At 46.3% G+C, this 11,574-nt stretch carries 8 protein-coding genes; all 8 read left to right on the forward strand.

Features of this window, described 5'->3' with window-relative positions:
* Positions 1 to 9 precede the first annotated feature (9 nt).
* The 8 genes from BLS69_RS32840 (at position 10) to BLS69_RS02695 (ending at position 11,443) form a co-directional block, all read left to right on the forward strand.
* Positions 10 to 1,779 carry an ABC transporter ATP-binding protein gene (locus tag BLS69_RS32840; protein WP_091028470.1) on the forward strand — a complete coding sequence of 590 codons (1,770 nt, stop codon included), beginning with the start codon at positions 10 to 12 and terminating at the stop codon, positions 1,777 to 1,779.
* A 156-nt stretch (positions 1,780 to 1,935) separates the two neighbouring features.
* Positions 1,936 to 3,567: a bacillithiol biosynthesis cysteine-adding enzyme BshC gene (bshC, locus tag BLS69_RS02665; RefSeq protein ID WP_091028471.1), complete on the forward strand. Its 1,632-nt coding sequence runs from the start codon at positions 1,936 to 1,938 to the stop codon at positions 3,565 to 3,567.
* A 45-nt stretch (positions 3,568 to 3,612) separates the two neighbouring features.
* Positions 3,613 to 4,878 (forward strand): adenosylhomocysteinase, encoded by a 1,266-nt coding sequence (locus BLS69_RS02670; protein WP_047843755.1) that lies wholly within the window; start codon positions 3,613 to 3,615, stop codon positions 4,876 to 4,878.
* Between the two features lie 273 nt (positions 4,879 to 5,151).
* Positions 5,152 to 5,589, forward strand: coding sequence for a division/cell wall cluster transcriptional repressor MraZ (gene mraZ, locus BLS69_RS02675; protein ID WP_017687291.1), 438 nt, complete (start codon positions 5,152 to 5,154; stop codon positions 5,587 to 5,589).
* An 18-nt stretch (positions 5,590 to 5,607) separates the two neighbouring features.
* Positions 5,608 to 6,558: a 16S rRNA (cytosine(1402)-N(4))-methyltransferase RsmH gene (rsmH, locus tag BLS69_RS02680; protein ID WP_091028473.1), complete on the forward strand. Its 951-nt coding sequence runs from the start codon at positions 5,608 to 5,610 to the stop codon at positions 6,556 to 6,558.
* 27 nt (positions 6,559 to 6,585) lie between these two features.
* Positions 6,586 to 7,014 carry a hypothetical protein gene (locus BLS69_RS02685; protein ID WP_076211549.1) on the forward strand — a complete coding sequence of 143 codons (429 nt, stop codon included), beginning with the start codon at positions 6,586 to 6,588 and terminating at the stop codon, positions 7,012 to 7,014.
* A gap of 12 nt (positions 7,015 to 7,026) precedes the next feature.
* Positions 7,027 to 9,396, forward strand: coding sequence for a penicillin-binding transpeptidase domain-containing protein (locus BLS69_RS02690; RefSeq protein ID WP_091028475.1), 2,370 nt, complete (start codon positions 7,027 to 7,029; stop codon positions 9,394 to 9,396).
* A 94-nt stretch (positions 9,397 to 9,490) separates the two neighbouring features.
* Positions 9,491 to 11,443, forward strand: coding sequence for a stage V sporulation protein D (locus BLS69_RS02695; RefSeq protein WP_076211545.1), 1,953 nt, complete (start codon positions 9,491 to 9,493; stop codon positions 11,441 to 11,443).
* Positions 11,444 to 11,574 lie beyond the last annotated feature (131 nt).

Consider the following 11,574-nt stretch of genomic DNA (forward strand, 5'->3'; position numbering starts at 1 on the left):
GGTGGGATTATGGAGCCGATTTTAACTGTCAAAGACCTGAGTGTGTCGTTCTCAACACGTTCTGGTGAATTTGATGCCGTTAAACATGTGAGTTTTGAACTTGGCAAAGGAGAGACGCTGGGGATCGTAGGTGAATCGGGTAGTGGTAAGAGTGTTACCGCCCAAACCATCATGAAATTGATTCCCTCCCCGCCTTCGAAGGTCAAAAGCGGAGAAATTACTTTTCACGGACAAGACCTGCTGAATAAGACAGACAAACAAATGGAAGCGATTCGTGGTAAAGATATCGGTATGATCTTCCAAGATCCAATGACTTCTTTGAATCCTACCATTAAAATTGGTAAACAAATTACCGAAGTATTGCGCAAGCATCAGAACATGTCCAAACAAGCGGCGAATAAAGCGGCTTTGGAGATGCTGGAACTTGTAGGTATTAAAAATGCGGCTATTCGCATGAATCATTATCCTCACCAATTCTCTGGTGGTATGCGTCAGCGTGCCATGATTGCGATCGCGCTTGCATGTCGTCCATCCCTTCTGATTGCGGATGAGCCGACAACTGCACTTGACGTTACAATTCAGGCTCAAATTCTGGATGTCATGAAAGACATGCAGCAAAAGCTGGGAACATCGATCATGCTGATTACGCATGACCTTGGTGTCGTAGCGGGTATGTGTGACCGTGTTGTTGTTATGAAGGAAGGCGAAGTTGTTGAAACAGGAACAACTGCTGAAATCTTTAGTAACCCTCAACATCCATACACCATTAAATTGCTGAATGCTTTGCCTCGTCTGGACGAGCCCAAAAAGGAAAAACCAGCTCCTGCTGGTATTATCAAAGGCAGCAATAAGCCTCTGGTACAAGTGAAAAACTTGAAACAGTACTTTAATTTGGGTAAAGGTAACATTCTCAAAGCGGTCAATGACGTAAGCTTTGATATCTTTGAAGGTGAAACACTTGGCGTTGTAGGCGAGTCTGGCTGTGGTAAATCCACAACAGGTCGTACCATTCTGCGTCTGTATGAGCCAACTGGCGGAAATGTTAACTTTAACGGAACGGATATCTACAAGTTGTCCCCGCGTAAAATGAAAGAAATGCGTAAAGATATGCAGATGATCTTCCAAGATCCATATGCATCTCTTAACCCGCGTTTCAATGTTATGGATATTATCGGGGAGTCCCTCGATATTCATGGTCTGGCTTCCAGCTCTAAAGAGCGTAAGAGACGAGTGGAGGAACTGCTTGATCTGGTAGGTTTGAATCCAAGTCATGCTCTTCGTTATCCGCATGAATTCTCCGGTGGTCAAAGACAACGGATCGGGATTGCACGTGCACTTGCTGTAGACCCTAAATTCATCATCTGTGATGAGCCATTGTCTGCACTGGATGTATCCATTCAGGCGCAGGTCGTTAAATTGCTTGAAGAACTTCAGCAACGTCTCGGCTTGACATACCTGTTTATCGCGCATGACTTGTCGATGGTTAAACATATCAGTGACCGTGTCGCTGTAATGTACATGGGTAAAGTGGTTGAGCTCGCAGAAAGTGAAGAACTGTATGCGAACCCTATCCACCCTTATACCAAAACATTGCTCTCAGCAATCCCTGTACCTGATCCGGAAGTGGAAGCAAACAAACGTCGCATCTTGCTGCCGGAAGAGCATATGAGCCCGATTCAGAATGGATCTGGTGGTCCTGCAAATGACCCGTACAACCTGGAAAATGCTCAATTGATTGAGGTTTCCAAAGGTCACTGGGTTGCAGAACCTTACGTATAATAGGAATATTAAAGCGATATGCTATTATTGATGTATTAAGAGCCGCCGACTCGTTCGGCGGTTTTTTTGTATTTTAATCACTTTCTTTTGACGAAGCGGCCTTGAATTCGGTACAATCAAGAAAGGCTCTTTGAAGCAGAATAGGAGGCAGACCTCATGAACGGTATTACCGAGGCACTCCGCAGCGGATCAAGACTTGCAGAAGATTATATCTGTTCAAGAGATGCTGCGCGTGGCCTTTACGAGTATGACATTCGCTGGGAATCAGGACTTCAGGCGCGTGCCGAGTGGCTGGACCAATCGGAAAACACACGTATTGATCGTCGTGATCTGGCAGAGTATTTACGTATATATAATAAGCGGGTGAACGACCATGGAGAGGTTCATGCGTCCATCACACGTCTTGCAGAACAAGATGCACTAGTGGTTACAGGAGGACAGCAGAGCGGTCTGCTCACCGGACCACTGTTCGTCATATACAAAGCCGCCAGTGTAGTGGCAGCTGCGCGTGAAGCGGAAGAAAGACTTCAACGCCCGGTAGTCCCAGTATTTTGGATTGCTGGTGAAGACCATGACTGGGATGAGGTTAACCACACATATCTACCTGATCATCAGGGAGACATGAAGAAGGTCAAGTTACAAGGACGATTCGCAGGAAGGGATTCTGTGAGTAATGTTCATGTGGATACACAGCAGTGGGTGAATGTACTCGAACAGGTGGAACATCTGTTACCTGATACGATACATAAACCAGGACTGATGAAATGCATCACAGAGATCCATCAATCCAGTTCAAATCTGAGTGATGCATTTGCCCGCATGATATCTGCCTTGTTTGCCAGCAGTGGACTTGTTCTAATGGATGCATCGGATCCAGATTTACGCAGGTTGGAACAGCCCGTGTTTGAGCGGTTGATACGCAAAAATGAAGTGCTGCGCAACGCATACACACAAGGTGCTGCGCTGGTACAACAAGCTGGTTATGCTATGCCTGCCGAAGTAGCGGAGGATGGAGCCAATCTGTTCTACATTCATGAAGGTACGCGTTTGCTCTTGTTGTTGAAGGACGGCTTATATAGTGATCGCAAAGGTTTGGTTTCTTTCACAGAGGAACGTTTGCTACAGGAACTGGGAGAACATCCGGAGCGCTTCAGTAACAATGTATTGACACGACCATTAATGCAAGATTCCGTGCTGCCTGTAGCCGCTGTTATTTTGGGGCAAGGTGAAATTGCATATTGGGGTTTGACTCGGGAAGCATTCCGTCAGTTCGGACTGCAAATGCCCATTTTGTTGCCGCGGTTGTCTTTCACCATTATGGAAGATATTCATCACAAACATATGAAACAATATGGACTTTCTTTTCAGGATGTTCAATATCATATGGAAGAAAAGAAGGAGCAGTGGCTCGCACAACAGGAGACGTTCCAGGTAGATGAACAGTTTGACAAGGTTCAGGAAGCGTTTCTTCATCTGTACGGACCTTTGCTAGATGAGATCGCGGAGATTCATCCGGGACTGGAACGAATTGGCGATACCAATTTGAGTAAAATCAACGAGCAAATGCAGTATCTGAAACAGCAGACTCACAAAGCTATCGAAGATAAACATAATGTGAGTCTAAGGCACTGGAACGGCATTCAGAACTCCTTATTCCCAACGGGCAAACCACAGGAACGAGTACATAATGCACTCTTTTACCTGAATCGTTATGGCACCGAGTGGATCGATGAACTGATTAAGGCCTCAAGTGAATTCCTTGGAGAGCACAAGGTCATTGCACTGTAGAGCCCTTTATAATAGAAGAAACACATAAACGAGGAGGATTATGAAATGACTACACCTGCATTGCAAAACAGTATTGTTAAAGATATGGGACTCGCTTCAGAGGGTCACCTGAAAATTGATTGGGTAGAAGCGCATATGCCGGTACTGAACCGCATTCGTCGCCAGTTCGAACAGGATCTGCCCTTCAAAGGTTTGAAGGTTGCCATTTGTCTTCATCTGGAGGCGAAAACAGCTTATTTGGCAAAAGTGATCCAAGCGGGTGGTGCAGAAGTAACAATTACGCATAGCAATCCATTGTCTACACAAGATGATGTTTGCGCAGCATTGGTGGAAGACGGCGTTACGGTGTATGCGAAGTACAATCCGGAACCTGCGGAATTCAAATCACTGCAACTGCGTGCGCTTGAGGTGAAGCCTGATCTCATTATTGATGATGGTGGAGACTTTGCAACCATTATTGCATCAGAGCGCCCGGACCTAGCAGCAACAATTCGCGGAGGAGCAGAAGAAACGACAACGGGTATTATTCGTTTGAAAGCATTGGCGAAAGAAGGCCAATTGAAGTTTCCGATGGTTGCGGTTAATGACGCATACTGCAAGTATCTGTTTGACAATCGCTACGGCACTGGACAATCTGCATTCGACGGGATTATTCGTACAACTAACTTGGTTATCGCTGGTAAAAACGTAGTGGTAGCAGGTTATGGCTGGTGTGGTAAAGGGGTAGCAATGCGCGCCAAAGGTCTTGGTGCGAATGTGATCGTAACCGAGATCGATCCAATCAAAGCGGTAGAAGCACACATGGACGGATTCCGGGTCATGACGATGGTGGAAGCCGCCAAATTGGGCGATTTCTTTATCGCAGTTACAGGCAATAAGGATGTTATCACGGGTGAGCATTACGATGTAATGAAGGACGGAGCGATCCTGAGTAATGCAGGTCACTTTGATGTTGAAGTGAATAAACCTGAACTGGCCAAACGTTCGGAATCGATTCGTACAGTTCGTCGCAACATTGAGGAATATCGTTTCAAAGATGGTCGTAAAATGTACCTTCTTGCAGAAGGTCGTCTTGTGAACCTGGGTGCAGCAGATGGTCACCCTGCCGAAATCATGGATACGACATTTGCTCTACAGGCGCTTGGTCTGCGTTATGTAAGTGAGAATTATGAAAACTTGGGTAAAAACGTTGTTAATGTACCTTATGATATTGACCAGCAGGTTGCCAGCTATAAACTTGAAAGTCTGAATATTGGCATCGACTCCTTGTCAGCTGAGCAAGAGAAATACCTAGATAGCTGGAAATTTTAAGCACTATCCAATAATTACAAGCTGATGAAATGATTCAATAGGTATAGAATGGTTTATTGATGATATGGCTCATGTGCGGGTAGACATACGATTGCCCGTTTAAGGGAAGCGTCTTTGATCCTGAGTGACAGGATCAAGGACGTTTTTTTATGCTGAAAAATTAAAAAATCAAGTCATGCAAGAAGGGTTTTGATTTTTTTGTGCGAATCTATTATGCTTAGGTGGTGGAAAGTGGGGCAAAGTGGGAGAAACGGGTGAGGAGTGAGTGGGCCAATGTTTATGGGGGAGTTCCAACATAGCATTGATGATAAGGGTCGGGTTATCATTCCGGCTAAATTCCGCGAATCTCTGGGACCGTCTTTCGTTGTCACACGGGGTTTGGACCAGTGTCTTTTCGTATACCCCATGGAGGAGTGGGGGGTCATGGAACAGAAGCTCAAAGCACTGCCATTGATGAAATCTGATGCACGTGCGTTTACCCGGTTTTTTTTCTCGGGTGCAACCGAATGTGAACTGGACAAACAGGGCAGGGTAAATCTGCCGGGCAATTTAAGAGAGTATGCCAAGCTGGACAAGGATTGTGTTGTTCTTGGCGTGTCGAACCGGGTGGAGATTTGGAGCAAAGGCATATGGGAGAGTTATTTCAATCAATCCGAAGAAGCATTCAACGACATTGCCGAAAAGCTGGTCGATTTTAATTTTGATTTATAAAGTCAGGAGGGGTGCAGGTTGTTTCACCACATAACCGTACTCAAAGAAGAGGCAACAGAGGGATTAAACATCAAGCAGGACGGTATATACGTGGACTGCACTTTAGGCGGTGGCGGACATAGCTCCGTGATTGCTTCCAAGCTCGGTCCAGGGGGACGTCTGATCGCACTTGATCAGGATGATTGGGCTTTGGATAATGCTCGCGAGAAGCTCGCTGCTTATGGAGAACGTGTAACATTGGTGAAAACCAATTTTCGAGATCTGGAACAGGTACTCAAGGATCTGGATGTACCAATGAAGGATGGTGCACCACAGGTCGACGGTATTTTGTACGACTTGGGTGTGTCATCTCCGCAATTTGATGAAGGAGAACGTGGATTCAGTTACAATCACGATGCTCCGCTCGATATGCGAATGGACCAGGATGCAATGCTGACGGCCAAAGAGATTGTGAATGAGTGGCCAGAAGAAGAGATTGCTCGAATTTTGTATCGCTATGGTGAAGAGAAGTTTTCGAGAAGAATTGCCCGTGTTATCGTCGGAAAACGAGCGCAGTCTACCATTGAGACGACAGGTGAACTCGTGGAACTGATCAAGGAAGGCATCCCGGCGGCAGCTCGACGTACTGGTGGACATCCTGCCAAACGCAGCTTCCAGGCACTACGCATTGCCGTCAACGATGAGTTGGGCGCGTTTGAAGAAGGCTTGCATCAGGCTGTTCGTTGTCTGGCACCAGGAGGACGTGTATCTGTTATTACCTTCCACTCCCTTGAGGATCGGATATGTAAACAGATTTTCAGCAGTTATCTGGAAAAATGTACATGTCCACCCGATTTTCCGTTGTGTGTATGCGGCGGCAAGGGGGCCCTGCGTTTAGTTAACAGAAAACCGTTGATTCCAACGGAAACGGAATTGACCGAAAATTCACGTGCTCGTTCAGCCAAGCTGCGCGTAGCCGAGAAATTGTAGATCAAGAGTGGAGGAGAGAATCGGAGTATGGCATATACACGTGGTAATCTCGCTGTAAAAGAAAAAGCGTCCCAGGAACGTGTGACCCAGCAACGATACAAAGAAACCACCAAAGTGGTGACCCGTCGTACGGGTCTTCCGGCACGCGAGAAGATTTTGTATCTGATTACCGTGGTTGCAGTTATCCTTGTTGGTGGAGCCTTAATGTCTCGTTATGCTCATATCTATGATCTGAACAAACAGGCACAGTCTACTATTTCGGATATCAAGGGGTATGAAAAGACGATTGCAGACCTGCAGGTGGAAAAAGAAACATTGAACAACCAGGTCATCGAAAATGCAAAACAACTTGGTTACGTTGAAGCTTCCGGTAAAGATGTCATTTATGTACCTCGTTCAACAAGTACGAAATCAACTGGTACTGAGTCGTCCTCCAATACAGCAAGCAGTAAGTAAAGAGGTGTTCCGATGATAAAAAGAATAAAGATGCGCACGTTGCTTATAGGGGGATGTATTACCCTCTTTTTTCTTGTACTCGTAACCCGAATCTTTTTCATTCAAGTTGTGAATGGCGGTGTATGGCAGGAACGGGCGGCCGGTTTGGTAGAGCGGGAACAGACGATTAAGGCTGCACGTGGAACGATTACGGATCGAAATGGTAACATTTTGGCTACCGATTCCCCTGCGTATACGGTTTCTGTTAATCCGTTATTAATTAATGAACTCGGAATTCAGGATGTTGTTACGGAGAAGCTCTCTTCCCTTCTTGGAAAAAATGAGAGTGAAATGCGTGCTCTGGTCACAGCCAAAAAGGAAGATGGCAAGTTCTATCAGCAACGTGAAGTACGCAGTGAAGGATATAAGATAAGTCCTGAGCTTGCGGAAAAAGTCAACGAACTGCGTGAGGAATTACAAGAAGAATACAAGGCTCGTAATGCAATTGTCATGGCTCAAGAGTCGAAGCGTTTTTACCCTGAAGAAACACTTGCTTCTCATCTCTTGGGATATATGAGCCGTGATGGGAAAGCTGTAAATGGACTTGAAGTCTCATATGATGAAGCACTGACAGGTACAGATGGATATCTGAATTATCAGAAGGATGCCAAAGGCATTAAACTTCCGGATTCACAGGATAACTATCTGCCACCTCAGAACGGTAAGAACCTAACGCTGACCATCGATGATACGATCCAGTTCTACATTGAGGATGCAATGAAAGAAGCGGTTGCCAAGTATAATCCACTGAGCATGACGGTCATTGCAGCGGACCCAAACACAATGGAGATTCTGGGGATGGCGAACTGGCCAACCTTTAACCCGAATACGTATGGAAGTACACCTGATCAAAAGAATTTTATCAACCATGCTACTCAATCTATCTATGAGCCAGGTAGTACATTTAAAATAGTTACGCTAGCAGGGGCTGTAGAAGAAAAACTCTTTGATCCCAATGCAAGTTTTGAATCCAAACGCATGTATATTGGTGGTTTCCCAATTAGTGATAATGGTCATGCCTATGGTTGGATCTCGTATCTCGAAGGTGTCAAACGGTCAAGTAACATTGCTTTTGTTAACTTGGGTTACAACATGCTTGGCGGTGAACGTCTGCGTCATTACATAGACGAATTCGGTTTCGGCAAAAAGACGGGTATTGATTTGCCAAATGAGGCAGCGTCCCCGATCAAGCCACTGGTTTACAAATCCGAGATTGCCACGGCAGCCTATGGTCATGGTCTTGTACAGGTAACACCAATTCAACAGGTCGCAGCCATCTCTGCGATTGCCAACGGCGGCAAATTGCTGGAGCCACATCTGGTGAAGGAGATCAAGAACCCGAATGATGGGACAACGGAAGTGATCAAACCTAAAGTTGTTCGTCAGGTGATTTCCAAGGAATCTTCCAAACTGGTGAGCGGTTATCTGGAACAAGTAGTTGCAGACCAAACGATTGGTACCGGTCGTAACGCCTATATTGAAGGTTACCGTGTAGCTGGTAAGACAGGTACGGCAAGAAAGGTTGTTAACGGAGCATACAGCAAGTCGAAAGACGTTGTATCGTTTATTGGATTCGCGCCCGTGAATAATCCGAAGATTGCTATACTTGTTGTCATTGACCAACCGGATGGAACCAACATTGGGGGAGGAACCGCAGCTGCCCCGGTGTTCAAAAAGATTGTCAGCCAGACTCTTCAATACATGGGAATACCCAAAGATACAGCCAAAACTCCTGACAAAAAGTCAAAAGAAGTCTCTGTCGTGCAAGCCAAGGCGCCTGACTTGAGTGGCAAGACAGCCAAACAGGCCAGAAGCCAGCTTCTAAGCGCGGGTATTGCTTATGTGACACTTGGTCAAGGTGATAATGTAATTCGGCAGTATCCGGTTGCTGGCGCCTCTATGAATCCAGGCCAACGAATCTATCTGCTAACGGAAGAAAGCAGCAAGATGAAGATTCCCGATCTAACAGGTGAATCTCTCCGTGATGCCCTTGAAGTACTTTCTCTCATGAAGGTGGGGGTTACGGTCAAGGGTGAGGGTTATGTCGTGAAGCAAACCGAGCAGGTCGCAGGTGAGCAGAGAACTGTACAGTTGAACTTGCAAACTGCCAAAGCTGCAGTGACAGGTATAGCAGATGAGGCTCCAATCTCATCTGATCCGTCGTCAGAAGCTGAAGTGAAGGAACAAGAGCCTTCGGGCGGAGAAGGTAAAACCGACGGAACAGACGAAACAGATGAAACAGATGAAACAGATGAAACAGATGAAACAGATAACAACAAGGCTTCTGCCAATGAATCCGAATCTTCTGATGATCCAGCCACAAACGGAGCTTCGCTTCCTTAGGGAGCTCTGACAGCTTGTTCTAACCCCCGGTTGTCCTGAATATTCATGAATGGAACGAATGTCATGATTTTGGGACGAGTGGGGGGATCTTTTCGTGAAGGGATCAAGCGTAAATCTGCGGCGCAGGTTGCTATGGAGTTTAATGATTTTAGTTTTGTTATTTTCGGCCCTGATGATCAGGCTTGCTTATGTACAGCTCGGGGAAGGCCCTGAATTGTCAGCAAAAGCAGAAGAATCCTGGCGGCGTAATATTCCTTACTCCGCCAAGCGGGGGGAGATCCTGGATCGAAATGGAACCTCTCTGGCCTATAATGTGACAACACCGACCATTATGGCCATTCCGGCTCAGGTTAAAGAAGCTGAAACGACAGCTAAAGCGTTGGCCCCATTGCTTGGGATGACGGAAGAAAAAGTGCTTGCAACCATCAAGAAACGAGAACTCATTGTAAGACTACAACCCGGCGGCCGCAAAATTACGATGGAGAAAGCTCAGCGCATCCGTGATTTGAAGCTTCCGGGTATCGTTGTTGCTGAGGACAATAAACGTTTTTATCCTTATGATGATTTGGCTGCCCATATTCTTGGTTTTACGGGCATTGATAATCAGGGCTTAACGGGTGTCGAGAAGAAGTATGATGATAAGCTGAATGGTTTGAATGGCAGTGTGTCCTACTTGTCCGATGCGGCCGGAAGGCTAATGCCGGGCTCATCCGAGAAGTATGTGGAACCGAAGGACGGCCTTAACCTCAAGCTGACCATTGATAAATCCATTCAGTCTATCATGGAGAGAGAACTGGATCAGGCCATGGTGAAGTTCCAGGCGAACTCAGCATTGGCCATAGCGATGAATCCCAAAACGGGTGAAATTTTGGGGATGTCCAGCAGGCCGGGATACGAACCTGCCGATTATCAGCAATATCCCGCGGAGATATACAATCGGAATTTACCGATCTGGATGACCTACGAGCCGGGCTCCACATTTAAGATTATTACCTTGGCAGCAGCGCTTGAAGAGAAAAAGGTCAATCTGCAACAGGATCAATTTTTTGATCCCGGATATGTTGAGGTTGGTGGAGCTCGTCTGCGTTGCTGGAAAAAGGGCGGCCACGGAAGTCAGACCTTCTTACAAGTTGTGGAGAACTCATGTAACCCGGGCTTTGTGGCTTTGGGGCAGAGGCTGGGCAAAGAATCGCTCTTCTCCTATATTAAAGACTTTGGCTTCGGTACCAAAACAGGGATCGACCTCAGTGGAGAAGCCAGTGGGATTCTGTTCAAACTGTCCAGAGTGGGGCCTGTCGAGCTTGCAACGACTGCTTTTGGTCAAGGTGTATCCGTAACACCCATTCAGCAAGTAGCAGCTGTGTCAGCCGCCATCAATGGGGGTAAACTTTACAAGCCTTATGTTACGAAGGCGTGGGTCCATCCGGTCACCGGAGAAGTCATGGAAGAAGCCAAACCGGAACTGGTTCGTCAGGTGATCTCGGAGAATACATCCAAACAAGTACGTGAAGCCCTCGAGAGTGTTGTCGCAAAAGGTACCGGGCGTCCGGCATTCATTGATGGATACCGGGTCGGTGGCAAAACAGGTACAGCCCAGAAGGTTATCAATGGACGTTATTCCTCAACAGAGCATATCGTATCCTTTATCGGATTTGCACCGGCAGATGACCCACAGATTGTGGTCTATACCGCTGTTGATAATCCCAAAGGAATTCAGTTCGGAGGTGTGGTTGCCGCCCCGATTGTGCAGAACATCCTTGAAGATGCTTTGCATTATATGAATGTACCTGTTCGGAAGGATCAGGTCGCCAAAGAATACAAGTATGGTGAAACCAAAATCGTGACAGTTCCAGACCTGACAGGAGCTACTGTTGAAGATCTGTACGAAGACCTGAACATGAATTTTATGCTGGCGAAGTCTGGCAGTGGTAAATACGTGATTAATCAGGCACCCAAACCTGGGGCGAGGGTAGATCAGGGATCAACCATCCGCATTTATATGGGGGATGTACTGAATGATGCACATGATCACACAAAGGATGAATAACAGGGCTTAGGGGTAGTTTGAGGCTTCTAGCGCAACAAAATTCATCCAAGTGCGTTTCATTATTGGGTTGTATTGACGATATTAATAAATACAGACATATGTTAAAACAGAAGTATATTTGGAAAAGTGAG

This window comes from Paenibacillus sp. CF095, from assembly GCF_900101225.1.
Lineage (GTDB): Bacteria > Bacillota > Bacilli > Paenibacillales > Paenibacillaceae > Paenibacillus.